This is a genomic window from Pantoea sp. ICBG 1758, assembly GCF_002928325.1.
Lineage (GTDB): Bacteria > Pseudomonadota > Gammaproteobacteria > Enterobacterales > Enterobacteriaceae > Pantoea > Pantoea eucrina.
In genome coordinates this window covers 201,555-218,754 of sequence record NZ_POWL01000001.1, presented here as the reverse complement: position 1 = coordinate 218,754, position 17,200 = coordinate 201,555, and the positions used below count along the sequence as shown (strand labels likewise).

General features: G+C 58.5%; 7 protein-coding genes. 3 read left to right on the top strand and 4 right to left on the bottom strand.

What is annotated here, in order from left to right; translation table 11 throughout:
* Positions 1–62: 62 nt before the first annotated feature.
* From C1Y41_RS01065 to C1Y41_RS01050, 4 genes are read right to left on the bottom strand one after another with little or no spacing between them, the layout of a single operon-like run.
* On the bottom strand, positions 63–428 hold the full coding sequence (locus C1Y41_RS01065) for a hypothetical protein (RefSeq protein ID WP_104084645.1): 366 nt from the start codon (positions 426–428) through the stop codon (positions 63–65).
* Positions 425–9,094, bottom strand: coding sequence for a hemagglutinin repeat-containing protein (locus C1Y41_RS01060; RefSeq protein ID WP_104084644.1), 8,670 nt, complete (start codon positions 9,092–9,094; stop codon positions 425–427). The genes C1Y41_RS01065 and C1Y41_RS01060 overlap by 4 nt, the downstream gene beginning before the upstream one ends.
* Before the next feature lie 12 nt (positions 9,095–9,106).
* Entirely contained in the window at positions 9,107–9,634 is a 528-nt protein-coding gene (locus C1Y41_RS01055; RefSeq protein ID WP_094111773.1) for a toxin-activating lysine-acyltransferase, read from the bottom strand.
* A gap of 2 nt (positions 9,635–9,636) precedes the next feature.
* Entirely contained in the window at positions 9,637–11,328 is a 1,692-nt protein-coding gene (locus tag C1Y41_RS01050; RefSeq protein WP_083429512.1) for a ShlB/FhaC/HecB family hemolysin secretion/activation protein, read from the bottom strand.
* Between the two features lie 437 nt (positions 11,329–11,765).
* Here C1Y41_RS01050 and C1Y41_RS01045 point away from each other — a divergent pair, with 437 nt between their 5' ends.
* The 3 genes from C1Y41_RS01045 to C1Y41_RS01035 are packed head-to-tail and all read left to right on the top strand — an operon-like array spanning position 11,766 to position 17,190.
* Positions 11,766–14,303, top strand: a complete 2,538-nt coding sequence (locus C1Y41_RS01045; protein ID WP_094111774.1) for a type VI secretion system Vgr family protein — start codon at positions 11,766–11,768, stop codon at positions 14,301–14,303.
* Positions 14,300–16,432 carry a DUF3274 domain-containing protein gene (locus tag C1Y41_RS01040; RefSeq protein ID WP_104084643.1) on the top strand — a complete coding sequence of 711 codons (2,133 nt, stop codon included), beginning with the start codon at positions 14,300–14,302 and terminating at the stop codon, positions 16,430–16,432. Before C1Y41_RS01045 ends, C1Y41_RS01040 begins: the two co-directional genes overlap by 4 nt.
* Positions 16,433–16,488: 56 nt before the next feature.
* Positions 16,489–17,190 carry a hypothetical protein gene (locus C1Y41_RS01035; RefSeq protein ID WP_199181670.1) on the top strand — a complete coding sequence of 234 codons (702 nt, stop codon included), beginning with the start codon at positions 16,489–16,491 and terminating at the stop codon, positions 17,188–17,190.
* Positions 17,191–17,200 lie beyond the last annotated feature (10 nt).

Here is a 17,200-nt window from a genome sequence, read left to right as displayed (position 1 = left end):
CTGATAAGACCCTAACGCAAGAACCAGTAAAGATCTCGGCCATAAGGGCCGAGACCTTAGAATTATTTAATAGGATAATGGTAATGTTCTGGGATCTTATAATCATCAGGAAAATCTACAGTATCTGGAAGCAAGGTAAATCGATCTATATCCTCCTTTGTCTGTTCAAAAACGCTATATAGTCCTGATAAAAAGGTTGATATACGCAGTAAAGCTGCCTGCATTGCCAACTCATCGTTATTTTTTTTTGCATTAAAAAATAATTCAATTGTCAAGTTAAGGTTTTTTATATCCCTTTGAATACTCTCAACTATTGAATAATCTTCTGCCAAATAAAAATCATCTGTATCAAGCCCTTTTCCTGCCTTCTGTTTTAACAACTCCAGATAAGCATCTTTGAATTTATCTAGCATACTAATATCAATCATTTTGGTATCCTCCGCCCTTCAGCTCTGGCGGCCTTAGTTTTTGCATCATTAAAAGACCCATCAATATTCAGGACAGCTTTAACTTTTCCTTTGCTATCAAAAACCTCAATATGATCTTTGTGCAACCCATCGAGATAATATTTATCTCCTTTCGCAATATAATCTCCAACAGCCCCCTTCGCTTGATAGACGCTTTGCCCCTGAAAGATCTGGCTTGTTTTCTGAGCGCTTTCTTTCATTTGGCTACCAAAACCAGACTGTTTAAAAAATTCTCCCATATTCCCAACCGCGTCAGCATTAGGCGTATATTTGCCACCAGTCGCCTTGCTGATACCAGTAGCAGCACCCGCCGCATTTGCTATCGCCGCATGACCAAAAATGTTAACAAGTTCAGTCGTGGTTTCTTCTGAACCACCAAACATTTGCGCACGATAAATCAGCGTATTAATCGAACCATCAAAGTTTGATTGTGCCCCACGCAGATTAACCCATTCCTGTTTCTCTGCCGGAGTCAGCGAGTCCATGCCTTCATTTCGTGCTTTGGCTGCCAGTTCGTCACTTCTTGCGCTACTTTCAGCCTGCCATTGTTTCATTTCTTTCGCGACAGCAACACATTCAGCAGCCGTTGAACAGGTGTTTATCTGCGCCTGAACCTTGTCGTACTCTTTGGCATAGTGCTCACGAACACTAGCTTTACAACTGCTGTCACTGCCGCAGGCTGTTAACTCTTCACTGCGGCTTTTCTGCTGGGCAGGGCTGAGATGATTATATTCTACCGCATTCCTCCCCGCCTGCGCGGCCGCCACCGCGCCCGCCGTGCTGTCGCCCGCTACTCCGCCCGCGAGGCCCGCCGCCAGCGTCCCCAGCGCGCTTATGGTCTGGCGCTGCGTCTCCGTCAGGTCGCTGCGGTCAGTGCCCGGATACATCTGCTGCGCGATGTACTCGCCCATCGCCGCGCCCGACGCCCCCGACAGCGCGCTGTTTCCCACCGCGTAAGCCGTCACCGCACCCACCACCGCGTGCGCCATCAGGTTCGCCTGCACGTTCACCGAACCGTCCGCGTTCAGCGTCTGGTTATGAATAACCTCTGCCAGGTACGGTGCCGCCGCGCCCGTTACCGCCTGCGCCAGGCTGCCCCCCGCCAGGCCCTGCACCGCCGCCGTCGCCGCCTGAATACCCTGCTGAAGGGCGCTGCCCGTGCCGAAAGGCGCCGCGGCGGTTTTATAAGCCTGCTCCGCTATCTCCCCGGCGGCGGGGGTCAGGTTGCCCTTGCCGGCCAGCGCTGCCTTCGCGGCCTGGAGCGCGGCCAGGTCCTTCTTCGCTCTCTCGCCCGCTATCTGCCCCTCCGTGCGCGCGATGTCCGCCGCCTGGTTGCCGATTTCCCCTATCAGCTGCGCCGCCTGCAGCCGGTTCTGCTCCCTCTCTTTATCGAATATCGGCGACAGCGTCTGGTTCGCGTGCGCGGCGTCGCGGCTAAGCCCGCTCACGTCCTGCGACTGCTTATCTCCGTCGCGGATAACCAGCGCGCCCCCGCTCACCGCCGCATTCGTCAGCGAGCTGCCGCTGCCGCTGTGGTTCGCCCCCGTCAGCAGCCCGTTCGCCATGTTCCCCGCAAACTGGCCGCCGATGCTGCCCCCGGTGCTCACGCCCGCGCTCTGATGCTCCACCTTATAGTCCGCCCTGTTTTCGATGTCGCGCCAGCCCAGCGTGCCCGTCTCCAGACGGTTTTTATCCGCCGTCGCCGTCGAGCCGATAACCGCGCCGTTCAGCTGCGTGTGCCCTCCAGCCGTCACGTCAAAGCCGCCTTTCCCCGCGAACAGGCCGGTCTGCTCCTCCACGCTCTGCCAGGTGCTGTGCATCTTATCCCGGCTCAGGTTCACGTTCGCCGAGCCGGTCATCGACCCGAAGGTGAAGCTGCCCCCGGCGCTGGCGCTCTGCTGCTTCGAGTCGTAGCGGTCGCTGTCCTGCTCGCTCGTCAGCGTCAGGTTGCGCGCCACGTCCGCCCTGATTTTTTCGCCGCTCACCTGCGCGCCCTGAAGCGTGGTGTCGCGCCCGCTTACCAGCGTCACCTCACGGCCCGCGCTCACCTGCGTTTCCGTGTGGGTGACGCCGCTGCCCTGCTCGCTGCCTTTTGCCTTATTTGCGCTGGCGGAGACGCTGATGCCCCAGCCGCCCTGACCCGCGCCGATGCCGATGCCCGCCGTGCCGCCGTGGCTCTCGTTTTTACCCTCCAGCGACGAGGTGTTCGCGGCCGACAGCAGGTTGAGGTCCCGGTTCGCCGACAGCAGCAGGTCTCTGCCCGCCTGCAGCTGGCTGCCCTGCACCGTCAGGTCACCACCGTGCCCTTTCACGCCGCTGCCGCGCGCCACCACGCTCAGATTATCGCCCGCCGTCAGGCTGCTGCCCTGTGCGGTGCGCTGCTCGCTGCGCTGTGTGGAAGTGGAAGACTGGCTACCGTAAGAGAGGCTGACGCCGATGGCGTTGTTGTTCTCCGGGCTGTCGCCCTGCGCCTCTGCCAGCCGGCCGGCCTGCACCGCCTGCACGCCGCTGAGCGCCGCTTTAGTACCCTGCAGCGCCGCCAGCCGTCCGCTGTCGGCAGACTTCGCCTCCTGCACCGTCTGCGCCGCCGTGTTCAGCGCGCTGCCTGCCGTGCCGGAAAGCGCCAGCGTCAGGCCCGAGGTTTTCTGCTCCACCCGGTGCGTCTGGCTGCTCTGGTTTTCCGCTGCGGTGATGCTCACCTCGCGGCCGTCCAGCGTCAGGTTTTTGCCCGCGATAAGATCGGAGCCGTTGATATCCAGCCGGTTGCCCGCCGTCAGCGACACGCTGCCGTTCACGCTGCCCACGGTGCTGCTCTGGCTGGTCGTCTCCTGCGCGGTGTCGGTGGTTTTCAGGCTCTGTTTGCCGTAACTGAAGCCGATACCGCCGGTGCCGGAAAACCCGCTCTTTTTCTCCTGCGCCAGATGCTGTTCACTGTTGCGTTCAGTCGCTCCGGTAACGCTGAGATCGTGGCCCGCCTGCAGAGAGAGATCGCCGGTACTCGCTATCTGGCTGCCCTGTACGCGCAGATCGTTGCCCGCTGCCACGGAAATAGTGTCGCCATTCAGCGAACTCCCCTGCGCCGTCTGACGCGAAATCTGGTCGCGTGTGGTTGTCGTGCTCTTCGACAGCCAGCCGCTGCTGCCCGTCGTCTTTTGCCGCTCGTCCAGATCCCGCGTGTTCTCGCCGTTTGTCAGTGTGACGTCATGTCCGGCGGTCAGCGCCAGCGCAACATCTGCTGACAGGGTGGCCGCGCGGGCATGGAGATCGTTGCCTGCCAGCAGCGAGAGATCGCCCTTGCTGACGACTTCGCTGCCGATCTCCTGCGTATTGCCCTGCTTCAGGCTGTTATCGCTATCCCAGACAAGCGTGTCCCGATTCGCCGTACTGACAGTATTGAGCGTCAGATCGCGTCCGGCCTTAATCACCGTCTGGCTATTTTCGCCGCTGTTAACCACCTGCGCCGCCGTGAGAGTGATATCACGTCCGGCCTGCAGTATCAGCCGGCCGTCGTCGCCCTGCACGTACATGCCTGCCACGCTATCCACCGTGGTCCGGTCGAACTGGTTTTCACCGTTCCGGCTGCTCACGCTGCGGGTTGTGCTGACGGTATTGATATCCCGTCCGGCGCGGGCGAGCAGCGAGTCGGTTGCCCCGATCACGCCGCCGATGTTATTGATATCTGCGCGGGCGAGAAGATCGACACTGGCGCCTTTGATCGTCCCCGCCATGTTGGTGATATTACCGGCGCTCAGCTTCACCACTTCGCGCCCGGCCAGCGTACCGCTGTTAAACAGGCCACCGCCCAGGTTCAGGTTGAGGTTGCGGCCCGCAATCAGCGCACCGCTGCCATCGACATCGCCTGGCTGAATGCGCGCATACACCTGCGGTACCAGCACCGTCTGGCTGGAGCCATCCGGCAGTCTGACCTGCGCATTAACCAGCCAGACAATATCTTTTGTCAGCAGCCCCATCTGCTCAGGCGTCAGCGCCACGCCTGGCGTCAGGTGATAGCGCTGACTAAAGGCGATAGCGTTGTTCATCAGCGCTTTGTACTGATCTTCGTCGTTGGTAAAGCCGCCCAGGTAGCGCTGCCCTGTCAGGTTCATGACCTGTTCCCGGATCAGCCGCTGCTCGTAATAGCCGTCACCCAGGCGCTTCAGTACGTTATCGCTGTTCTGCGTCAGGGCGTCCTGCATATAGTCGCTGCTCAGCCACTGCTTCTCCTGAGTAAAGCGCGGATCGGTCTCTACCAGATATTTCCCGCCGGGAGAGGGATTGGTTCTGAACAGGCTGTTGTCCGGCAGGCGCGTATCGGGCCCGACGATGCGGATCACGCTTGCGTTCTCCCCCTGGCTGCCGGGCACATCAAAATGCTGGCCGGGTTTAAGCAGCGCGGCAATGTCAGGCATGCTGCCTGTGATATGGGCATTCACGCCGCCCGCACGCCCCGTCGTGGCGTCGGTTCCCTCTGTGCTCTGTGGGACGAGCGAAAGGGGGTTGCCGCTCAGTTCACCGTGATCGACCAGCTCTCCTGGCTTCAGGGCAATGGTCTCAATCACGTCCGGCGGCGTGTAATCCGATGTGCTGTCGCCCTGCTCGTCGCCACCTTTATGACGGATGCGCTTGTAGTGAGTCACCTTACCGACGTCAGTCGTGATTCGCTGGCCCGCCACCTCGACATTATTGAGGTCTTGCGCGTTTATCGTCAGCGTATTGCCCGCGATGATCTGACTCTTATCATTCAGCAACCGGCCAGCGTTTATCGTCAAATCACCGCCCGCGATAATCTTCGCCGGATCGCTTTCGGCGATCTGCGTCTCCTGCACCGTACGCGTGTAGTCATACTGGTAGAAGTTATCGTTATTGCTGCCGGTATTGCCTGGCGTGTTGAGATTAAGCAGTGAGTCGGCCGAGTTGCGGTCAACAAAGACGCCCGGCTCGCTGGCTTTCCAGCGGACGGTATCGCCCGAGTGCTGATACCCGGTAATCGCCTCCGAAGACACGGTTACCAGCCCGGTGCTGAAACGATCGTTGACGTTATTGATTTCACCGGCAGCCATCTGCATGTTGCCCGCTGACTCGATGGTGGAGCTGTGATTATTGAGGGTGCCCGCTCTGCCGGTTGCCAGGCCGTCAGCATTCAGCTCACCGCCCAGCGCCATATCGCCGGCACTGTAGATCAGGCCGTGGTCACGATTGTTCAGCGTCTGCACGCCGATATCCACCCGCTCACGTCCCGCCAGCGTGGCGGCAGTGTCGTTTTCCGCCAGGTTGTTGAAAATATTAGCCTGTACGCCAACACTGTCGCCATAGATCCGGCCACTGCCGGTATTGGTCAGCACCGACGCCTTCAGCAGCGTCTGTTTGCCGTCGATCAGCCCATAGTTGGTCAGCTGTCCGCTAAGCGTCAGCCAGTTCTGTCCGGCATTGATTTCGCCGGTGGCAGCGTTCAGCAGGTGGGGGGCGCGCAGATCGAGCTTGCCGCCCGCCAGCAGTTTACCGCTGTTGTCAACATCGCCTGCGGTTGTGAAGTTGAAATTGCCGTTGGCAATCATCTCGCCACGGTTGTTCAGGCTCTGCTGGCTGACCAGCGTGATGTCACCCAGGGAGAGGATCTGTCCGTCACCCGCCAGGCGATCGGCACGGATCGTTAGCGATCGGCCCGCTTTAAGGACGCCCTCCCGATTTTCCAGCGTCAGACTATTGCTCTGAGGCTGCGCCACTCTGAAGCTGCGCAGGCGACTCTCCGGCGTCAGGTCATTGCTCTGCAGCAGCAGATCTTCTCCGGCCGAAATCGTACCCTGCCGGTTATCGACCGAGCCACGGCTGCTGATGGTTAGTTGCCGATCGGCCAGTAACATGCCGCGCTGATTGAACACATCGTCGCTGTTGATCCGCAGGCTGGCCGCTTCAATCCCCTGCTGATCACCCTGAGTATCCTGATTGTTCAGCTGCAATGCGTTCAGCACGGCGTTCGCGCCACTGCGAATCAGGCCGCCCGCATTGTCTATCATGCTCTGCGCACTCACCAGCAGATCGCCAATGCTCTGGATCTCTCCACCACGGTTATCCAGACGAGCCATTTCCAGCGAAGCCGCCTGCTCGCTGACGATGCGCCCGCCGCTGCGGTTATCCACTTCACCACTCTGCAGCGTAAGATCGCCTTTCGCGCCCACGGTTCCGGCCTGATTGTCGATCGCGCCGCTGTGCAGATGAAGATCGCTAAGGCTGTAGAGGGTGCCGCTCTGGTTATCGATCGCCTCGCCGTGGCTGTCGATAAGCACGCTACCGCCCTGCAGCAGACCTGCCCGGTTGTTGAACGCGGAGTGCGTGTCGAGGCTGAGCTGCTCCTGTGCCACCAGCGTGCCAGCGACATTATTCAGGCCGCCAGCCGCCAGTTGCAACGCGTTTCCGCTCAGCATCAGACCCTGCGTATTGTTTATCTGTCCGGCGCGGATAAGCATGTCGCCCTGGCTGATCACGCCGCCTTTTTCGCCGCTGTTCTGATTAAGCAGCGTCTCTGCGCCGATATCAAGCTGCGCACCGCTCTGGATAAGGCCGCCGTCACGATTATCGAGCGTATCGCCGCGCAGCGTTAGCGCCTGCTGCGCCGCCAGCTGGCCGTTACGGTTATCCAGTAAGCGGGCATCCACATGCCCGGTGTCGCTACTGACTATCCTGCCCTGACCGTTCTGCAGCGCATCCGCCGTGACGCGCAGCGTCTTACCCGCCCTCACAACGCCCTGCTGATTAGCCAGCTGTGCGCCTCGCAGACTGAGATCGCCTTCACTCGCGATAAAGCCCTGCCGGTTCGCCAGGCTGTCCGCGTTGATATCGATCTGCCGGGCCGAGGTGGTGCCGCTATCAAGATCGACATCGCCACCGCGCAGGGTGAGCTGACCATTTGAGCGCAGCGATCCCTTACTGCCGCGCAGATTACCGGTGGTGATCGACAGTGTGCCGCGGCCTGTATGGGTGATGTCACCCGACTGGTTATCGATCGCAGCCGCATTGAGCGTCAGGTTGTCACTGTTAGTCGCGATACGGCCGCCCTGATTATTCAGGCTGCCCGCGAAACTAAGCGTGAGATCGTCACGCCCGGTTTGCAGGATCTGACCCTGCTGGCTGGAGAGATCGCGCGCCTGCAGGTTGAGCTTGCTGGCTGTCAGCGTGGCGCCATCGTTGTTCAGCATTTTTCCGGTGCGCGCGGTGAGCTGCTGCTGCGCGGTCAGGGTGCCGCTGCGCGTCGCGATATCGCCCTCGCGGGCGTCGAGCGTCAGGTTTTTACCCTCAGTACGGCTGCCGCTGAGGTCAATAGTCTGCCCGCGTGCGCTCAGGCTGCCGCCGGCCAGGTTTTTCCCCTGCGCGCGAAGCTGGCCCATTGTCGTCAGGGTCAGATTGCCCGATTCACCAGGCCTGCCGTCATCCTGCACACCTGCCGCGAGAACGCCTGAAGCCGTGCTGTTGAGGCTGCCAGCCTGCAGCGTAACGTCATTGCGTGCCACAACAGAGCCGCGGTTCTGCACATCTGCCGCACTGGTTACCGAAGCTTTTCCGCCAGAAAAGATCGTACCGCTGTTGCTGACCCCTTGCCGCGCGGCGAGCTGCAGATCGCTACGGCTCTGAATAGCGCCGCTGTTCTCAATGCGGCCATCAGCGGTGATAACCACCGAACCCGCCTGCGCGCCAATATTGCCCGCATTGCGAACGCCGACGCCCCTCTCCGTGCCGACCAGACGGATTTTTCCGGCATACATGCCGCCCAGGCTGGAGACATCAAGCGCCATCCGGGGTTCTGTAGCGGGCTCGTCGCTCTGCTTCGTGACCTGCTGGTGTGCGGCATCCACCTTGTTTCGTCCGGTGGTGACGCGAAGATCCCTGGCCCAGACGCTGGCATTGACCTTCACCGATCGGGCAATAATGTCGGTATAGTCCTGGCGTGAGCTGTCCATCCCCGCCCCTTCGACCACCACTTCACCGCGTTCAACGTTAAAGCCCGTCAGGTTGCCATTGTTGAGCTGCGCCTGTCCGGTGGTCAGGGTGCCGCGACTGGCATTGATAAATCCGCAGCCGTTGCAGGTGATCCCGGACGGGTTGGCGATAACGACCTGGGCTTTCTGACCCGCGACTTCAACAAAGCCGTTGAGGCGGCTGGGATTGCGTGAGTTAACCTCATTCAGGATCACTTTGGCTTCGCCCCGGGCCAGCCAGGGATTGCCGCTTACCATACCGCCGAGTTCGGTCTGAACGTTTTTGTGGGAGTTGTTGAGGATCGCTCCCCGCTTTCCGACATCAAACTGACTATACGTATTGCGGGAAACACCGCCTGCGGAGGGCGTCTGGATATTGATCTGCGGCGTACCGCTGGCGCTGTTTATTATCGTGGGCCGCTGGCCGCCAGGCGCCTGTGCATCTGCCACAATGGCGGCGCTGGCAGGCTGTATCACGCCCATCGCCAGCCAGAGACTAAAACATAATGCGCCGACTCGGCCAGTGAGGCTGCTAAGCGTGTGGCTGAGACCTGACGCGCGTGCGCTGCCGGCCCGGCCTGATTTAGCAATATCCGGCACCACCATCAGCATGCCGCGGACTGTGTTAAAAATCACGCGGTAGCGATTTTTGTTCATCTAATATCCTTATCAGATTTGCGGTAACGCGGCGGCGAGCGGATGCTGCTGGCGCCACGTTTTTGCCGCTTTATGGGTCACGCGGCTGCCATGAAAGCTGAATACGCGCCTGCCGCGCTGCTCACCGCGGTGATCTAATGCCCGCCAGCAGGCATGAGGAAAGAGATCGCGCCGGATCAGGCGACTCATCGCTACGGTATGGCCAAATGGCGCGATCCAGTCGCAGCACCACATGCGTGTGCCACTGTTCCACGCGTCAGGCGGAAAATGGATAGCGGGCCGTGTAAGATAAAGCGCTTCGGCTTCTTCGTTCAGCCAGGCCCAGCTGAAGAAAAAAACCGGCGTACCGGCTTCAGCCACCAGCACATATTGTCGCTGTTTGATGATCGGCAGCAGCAGCGTCGGCAGGGCGTGCAGCGGCGCATCACGATGCAGCGGCGAGTGCATCCAGAGCCACACCGCCGATCCCAGTATTTCCGCTTCACTCTCTTCACCGCCCAGAATCAGCGGTGATTTAACCTCATACTTGCCTGCGCGCATTCTCAGTAGCTCCAGTTGAGGTTGAAGCCGAGCGTGACGCTGCTGGTGCGTAAACCGTCAGGCTTCGACAGCGGCGTCCCGATAAACAGGTCATAACCGGTATTCCAGGCCTGACCGCGCAGCCCCGCCACCCCGCCCGCCAGATGCTGGCCGGTCAGCAGCTCACTGCCCGCGCCGCCCACCTCGCCATAGTCCGCGCCCAGGTAGAACTCCTGTGCAGGCAGCGGCGTACTCCAGGCGATGTCATTGCGGACGAACCAGCCGCGGCTCGCGTTCAGCGTGCGTTCGCCGTCGAAACCGCGCACAGTCCAGCGGTTACCTATCGAAAACTGCTCCTGCGGCGTGAGCGGCGTATTACTCATCTGACGCAGGTATTGCGCACCGTAGCGAAAATGCTGGCTGCCGATGCTGAACGGCAGGCTGAACTGCGCATTGAGCTGAACGATTTTGCTCAGCGCCGTCGCCTCGCCGAAATACTCCTCGGGTGCGGGCTGGGCACCGAACCAGCGCGTGCCGCGCTGATAGCTGATGCCCGCATCCAGCGTCGCCTGGCGGATATAGTGGCGGTGTTGCAGACCGATACGCCACGCCGCCGTCTGGCGATGCTGCACCTGAACTTCGGTGTCGTTGATATAGTTGCGGGTTTCGCGCGTCAGGACGTCATAGGTCAGCGAGGTTTTTTGCGAGCCGCTGCGATGCAGTACCCGGCTAAGCTGTAAATCGAGGCTCTGACTTTTTCCGCTATAGCGGTAGTCCTGATGGGTTCCGGCGACCGTCTGGTGATAGTCATAGTCGCTGGCCGTTGCGGAGAACATCCAGTATCCAAACGGCACCGAGTAGTGGCCGATGACGTTTTTGCTGCCTTTACCGCCTTTGCCCTGCAGATCGTGCGTGGCCGACAGATAAAAAAGATCGCTCAGCGCAAAAGGGTTATCGAGCGACAGCGTGACGCCACCCAGATAGCGTCCGGTGCTGCGCGTACCGGAATCATCCAGCGAGAGACCGAGGCGCCACATCTTTTTCTGCTGCCAGCGTACCTCTATATCGCTCTCGCCCGGCTGTTCACCGGGCACGACCGACATATCGGCTACTACGGTCGGCAGCCGTTGCAGGTTTTCCAGCCCCTGTTCGATATCACGCAAATCCAGCAGATTACCGTCGCGGGCAGGAAATGCGCTGTAGAGCCACAGATAACGATCGCTACCCGGCGTCAGTCTGGCCTCCCGCACGTAACCGGGCAGGATCACCAGCCGTAGCGTGCCGCTGTTAAGGTCCTGCGAAGGTGCCAGCACCCGCGTAGTAACATAGCCATGATCAACCAGCCGGTTTTGCAGCGTACTCATCAGCAGATTAATGCCGCGCCCGCCCAGGCACTTTCCCTGCGCCTGGCTGGCAATAGCGTTAAGCGGCAGCCAGTGCGGCAGCGCCTGCTGCCCTTCAAGCACGATACGCGTGAGAGGAAAGCAGGGTTTTTCTGCAGGAAAAGAGAGGCGGCCAAAACCAGAAGCGGGCGGTGAAAGTCGCACATCAGGCGCTTTCGGCTCTATCTGCTGCTCCAGCGCCCGCTGGCGCTGTTGCTGCTGCCGGACCTGTTCACCTGCATCAGGCAAGGGCTCCGCAGTGGCCTCGCTGGTTATAAAAGCAGCAACCAGAAAAGAGAAACAGAGCGTAATTGATGTATCAGATGAAACCATCAGACAATCCTTGTCACGTAAACTAAACGCAAATCTTATTAATTAATATAAAAATTGCCGCATATTATTCACGAAAATGACCTGATAACAACGTCAGTATGGTTTTTTTTAAGCCAGATAATTTAGACTGATTAATCATTCTGCTAATTTTTCCGGGATGTATGTTATGCAGCAGCGAGAGTAGAGAGAGGCAAAAAAAAAGGCCATTATTTACTGAAAGGCCGGACTGCTGGCAAAAGCGCATCCGTCTGCTGACTCAGGATAGGGGCGGAAAACCGAAAAAATCATAACCAGAGTCCGTTGCCCTGCAGGGTTCAATGCTTCTCCCCTGTCGGAATCAGAGCCAGAATTAAATCAAATTTTACAATATACTAACCCTCTGTAATTATTTACACTTGTCCTTATGGTTTGTAATGCCAAACTAAATAAGGATATCTATGCCCCTGACAGGACGTTCGGGCTCATTCGCCGTTGCGGATTCGCTCAATCACTATCTGCTCGCCTTTGAAAGCTGCGAGATCGTTGCAGACGTTAAATCTTTCGAAGGGCGAGAGTCCCTTAGCCAGCCCTATCGATTTATCATCCGCTTTACTTCATCCGTTCAGGATATACCACCTGAGAAAGTGATGATGCAGCCGGCAGTTTTTATGATGCGGGCCTGTTCCACGGCGTGCTCCCTCTTTCGGCCTGCTAAGGATCGCTGGCACACATTACGCAAAATTTATGGGGTTATCACCCGCCTTTCCCATATATCAACCAGCGTTGACGAATCAACGTATGAAGTCACACTCGAACATCCTCTGGCGCTGATGTCCAGCACGCACCGGTACGCTATCTATCAGCGGACGTCTGTTCCCGAGCTCGTCAATTCTGTCCTGAAGTCGCACGGCTTTAGGGATTATGAGATTGACATGAGCCTGCTGCAGTGGCGTTACCCCAGGCGTGAGATGATCGTTCAGTGGGGAGAGAGTGACCTGAGTTTTATCCGGCGTCTGCTTTCTGAAGTCGGGATCTGGTTCCGCTTCTGCAAACATGAAACTGCTGAAGAGATCACCGTCATCGTATTTGCCGATCAGCAGGCAGGCTACCTATCTGGCGCGAAAATTCAGTCGCTGCCCGGAGCAGGGTTAACAGGCGATACCCTGACAATATGGCAGATGCGCTGCCACTCAGCGGTGGTGCCTGCATCGGTACGTACGCGCAATTACGACTACCGGCAAAGCCGGCTTATTCCGCCGGAACATGAGGCGGACATGAGCGGTGAAGCTCCCTACACCACAGGCAGCGATTATCACTACGCTGATATTCAGCATAGCACGGGCGATCGGTGGAGCAGCATTCAGGGCGGAGATGCTGAAACAGCCTGGCACTATGCCCGCATCCGCCATGAGCGCCATCTGTCCGGCCGGACGTGTCTGGAAGCCATCACTGACGATCCCGCACTGCAGCCGGGCATGGTGGCTGAAATCGACGGCGAGCAGCCTGAAGCATTTATGTCCGGCTTTCTTATCGTTGAGAGCGTCTGCCGCGCAAGCCGGGCAACAGGCTATCAGACGGCACTCAGCGGTATTCCCTGTAGTGAGCGCGCCGCTTTCCGGCCGGAGCGCCTGCCAAGACCGGTTATCTCAGGAACGATTCCCGCCCGCGTCTCCGGCAGCGTTATGAACGATAGCCTTGCCCGTCCCGATAGTCAGGGGCGCTATCGGGTGAAATTCAGTTTTGATCTCGCCAGCTGGGAGAAAGGCAGGGAAAGCATGCCTGTCCGTCTGGCCCGCATCTACGCAGGCGATAAGTATGGCGTGCATTTTCCGCTGCTGGACAACACGGAGGTGGCAATCGCATTTGAAAGTGGCGATCCCGAGCGGCCTTACATTGCCCATGTATTGCATGACGCGCTAAATCCGGACGTCGTTAACGATAGTAACAGCACGCGCAATGTTATCCGGACAAAGGGGAAGAACAAAATCCGGCTGGAAGATGCGGCAGGCAATGAGCACATCAAGCTATCAACCGAGTTCGGCAAAACGCAGCTTAACCTCGGTCATATGGTCGATACCGGTCGCAAAGCACGCGGTAAAGGCGCAGAGTTGCGCACCGATCATCACGCCACCGTGCGTGCCGCAAAGGGGATCTACCTGACGACCGCCGCGCAGACCGGTGCACGCGGAACGCTGCTGGAGATGACCGACGCGATCGCGCATCTGGAGCAGGCGCTCAGCATAGCTTACAGCCTGCAGTCGTCGGCCGCCGGGGCCGGCGCTGACGGCGCTGACACTGCCCCGCAGCAGGCGCTGCAGCAGGCCGTTTCCGGGCTGGCGCAGCCGGGCATTCTCTCCTGGGGTGAAGCGGGTATTGCACAGGCAACACCTGAAAGCCTCCATCTCGCCGCCGGTAAAGATGCGGTGATCACCGCCGGCAGTAACGGCAGCGTCAGCGTGTTCAAACGTCTTTCTGTCGCGGCGGGCCAGGGAATTTCCGCCTTTGTGCGCAGGCTTGGCATCAAACTGATTGCCGCGTCTGGCGATATCACGCTTCAGGCGCAGCGCGGCCAGCTGGCGGCGCTTGCCGATCGGAACATGCAGATCGCCAGCGTCAACGGAGAGCTTCAGATAAGCGCCAAAAAAGGCCTGTATCTGCACTGCGGCGGCGGCGGGATCCGCCTGCACCCGAACGGCGGCGTAGAGATATTCTCGCCAGCGCACATTGAGCAGAAAGCGCCGACTCTTGTTTATCAGAAGGGGGAACCGGCAAAAATTGTCGATCCGCTGTTTAAAGATAACCCGCTGGCGCGCGGTGTACGCCTGTACCGAAACGGCGACCGGAAACACCCGCTGGTCAGCCAGCCCTTCCGCGTTACCCGGCCGGACGGCAGCACGGTGGAGGGTATCACCGATGCTGCCGGGCACTCTCCGCTGCTGGATCTTGCAGAGACCGAACAGCTGGTTGTTACGCTTATCAGGGAGGCAAAGCGATGACTCATCACACCTCAAAAAACAGCGCCTTTAACGATCCGGAACTGGGCAGCTTCATCGGCCTTAATCGCGATACCGCCGGCGGTATGCTGATGCAGGAGTTTCCTGTAAACAGCCCCCTGCCCTGTATTGTTATTCTTGTACACGGCGTCAACGACATCGGCGAAGCTTACGAAACGCAGGAGAAAGGGATTATTGCCGGGCTGAATACCCGACTGGCGCGCGACGACATGTACCCGCACCAGTGGAGTGAAATTGAGGGATTAACCGACCTGAAAGATGCGCCAAAGCGCGTGACGGCCAGCGGGCGATCGCCGGTTATTCCGTTCTACTGGGGCTATCGCCCGGTCGATCGTGAAACCTATAACGCAGACCAGCGGCGCTACCGTGATGAGGTCGCCCGCCTCGGGCTGGAAACAGTTCTCCCCTACGATGCGTTTCAGGAAGATGATCCGGTACGGCTGAAAAAGCTGAACGCTGAGGGACGCGGCTTCTGCAACGATAACTACGGCAACGTGCTGAACCTGGCAGCAGCGAAGAATGGCGGCACCTTTGCTAACGCAACCACCTGCATTCCTGACATGCTGGGGCCCGGCGCGAACGGCGGGGCCATCTGGATGGCGGGGATCTACAGCCGCAAACTTAACGGCGGAGACTTTACCCACCCGATTTACGGCAATCCGCACCGCATTTATCAGTTTTTTGCTGCTCAGCGGCTGGCAGATCTGATTCTGGAAATCAGAAAGAACCCCAGTACACGTCACGACACCATCAATATAGTGGCGCACAGCCAGGGCACCATCATTACCATGCTGGCGAATATGCTGGTCAGGCAACAGGTAGCTGATTATCCGGTTGCCGACTGCGCCATCCTCTGCCACTCCCCCTACTCACTTGATCCGCGGCTCATGGAAAATATGCTGCCCGGCAAGCAGCAGACGTCGCACGGGCGTCAGGAGACGCTGCGTAATTTCTGCCGGCTGATGGCCACAAATCCAAAGTATGACGCCACGGGTCGCTACCAGCCGGAGTTTGTCACAGCCATGTACCACGATACCACGCTGTGGCGCAAACACCGCTGGAGCAGCGATCCCCGCTACAGCCGCAATAACTACGGCCGGGTTTATAACTATTTCTGCCCGAATGACGGCACGGTGTCGCTGTCCAGTGTGCAGGGCATCGGCTGGCGCGGTATTCCTGATACGCTCGCCGGCGGCATACCCAATCTCTATCAGCGCGCGTTCTGTCAGCACCACAGTACGGGCGGTAACGCGTCCGGTGCGCCTTTCAAAAAGCCTGCTTTCCGGCCCGGAGATTTTACGTATGACGGCTGGCCCACTAACGTGGCCTATCCAATGGAAAGCGGCGTGACTGAAAACGCCGAGGCCCTGCCTGAAGTGATAGAGCTGACCCTGATGGGGCACGATCGCAGCGGGGACATGAAATATAAAACGGGCGTTGGAGGCGAAGATCGCTATATTGACTACTCCGCCCGCGAGTATGAGAACGCCTGGCAGGTGACAGAGTTTCGTCCGGCGATCGGATTTGTTTATCCGCATCGCTCCGGTCAGCTGCTGTCTGAAACCGAGCTGGCTGCGGTCAACCGGTATTACGGCACCGCGTTTGTCTCCGGTCGCGTGGTTGGCAGCAGCACGCAGCGCTACCAGCTGAAGCGGCGTAAAACAAGCGAAGAAATCAACGAGATGGAAAAATATGGCGATCCGGTGAGGTTCAGCCAGCACTCTTCAATAGTGATGGATCAGAACGTGCAGGAAAAGGCTGTTGCCTACGACCTCGCCATCGGTAACTGCATGGCCTTTGAAGATCCCGCCTTCTGGCTCAATCTGCGCAAGCGCGCAGACTGGCGGCACGAGTTTAATCCGGATGCTAATACAAAGAAATATTACAAAACGGGCGTGCTGAATGAAGATATAACCAAAAAGTTTATGAATAAACCGGATCAAACTTTGCCGGCCGGTGAGTTCGGCGTGGTGAATGATTTCGGCCCGAAAACGCGCGTAGAGCCCGCCCGGCATCCGGAGGTGCATCATAAGGAAATGCCTGTGCATCAGTGGGACATGCCGGAGCCGGCAGGATATCGCGATGTGCCGGCAAAGAAAAAAACGGAGTGAACGGTATGGTAACGTTATGGAAAAACACTGTAATTACAGTGCTGGCAGCTCTGATTATGTTGACTGCCAGCGGCTGCAGCGGCAAGCCGCTGAAGAAACGGCAGACGCCGGTGCAGGTGGTGTACCGCTTTGACGACCACCGCTGGCTGGAGCTGCACGGGGTCGCCTGCGAGGGCGCCCTGTGGTTTGTGGACGAGAAGCGCGATATCCGCAGTGAGGTATCGTCACAGTTTTATCGCATCTTTACCAAGCCCTACATCAATGCCTCCGAGCGCTACATTGCCATTCCCAGCTGGGACTCTGCGCATTTCACCGTGTCCCGGGACTATGGCAAAACATGGACCCCTTCGTGGATCAAGGGGCGTGAAGATGATGAGGCGGGTTCTGATTCTCCGGAGTCTAAAAACATCGCTTCCCTGACTGTGGTCAATGACCAGGGGTTTCTGCTGACGAAGCAGGGGCACCTCTATATGTCCTCTCACCCTTTTGACGATCCGCGCATCATGCCAGGCGGAGAAGGGATTGATTACAGCTATACATTCAAAGGCAAAGTTTACTATGACCGGCTGGACGCTATTCGTCCTGGCAAAGGTGAGAACGTTTCGCGCTGGGGTCTCCTTTATATCGATCCCCGCATCCTGCCAGTAAGAATGGAGCAGTATTACGCCAACTTTCAGAACCTGCCGACCCGCGTGCCGGAGGTGAAGGGCTATACGGGCTGGACCCGCATGCAGTGCGATATGAAGGCGGGAATGTGATTTCATTTGC

Bases quoted from the DNA above. Each gene is read 5' to 3' on its own strand.
- C1Y41_RS01065 (WP_104084645.1), bottom strand. From the start codon at position 428: ATGATTGATATTAGTATGCTAGATAAATTCAAAGATGCTTATCTGGAG.
- C1Y41_RS01060 (WP_104084644.1), bottom strand. From the start codon at position 9,094: ATGAACAAAAATCGCTACCGCGTGATTTTTAACACAGTCCGCGGCATG.
- C1Y41_RS01055 (WP_094111773.1), bottom strand. From the start codon at position 9,634: ATGCGCGCAGGCAAGTATGAGGTTAAATCACCGCTGATTCTGGGCGGT.
- C1Y41_RS01050 (WP_083429512.1), bottom strand. From the start codon at position 11,328: ATGGTTTCATCTGATACATCAATTACGCTCTGTTTCTCTTTTCTGGTT.
- C1Y41_RS01045 (WP_094111774.1), top strand. From the start codon at position 11,766: ATGCCCCTGACAGGACGTTCGGGCTCATTCGCCGTTGCGGATTCGCTC.
- C1Y41_RS01040 (WP_104084643.1), top strand. From the start codon at position 14,300: ATGACTCATCACACCTCAAAAAACAGCGCCTTTAACGATCCGGAACTG.
- C1Y41_RS01035 (WP_199181670.1), top strand. From the start codon at position 16,489: ATGTTGACTGCCAGCGGCTGCAGCGGCAAGCCGCTGAAGAAACGGCAG.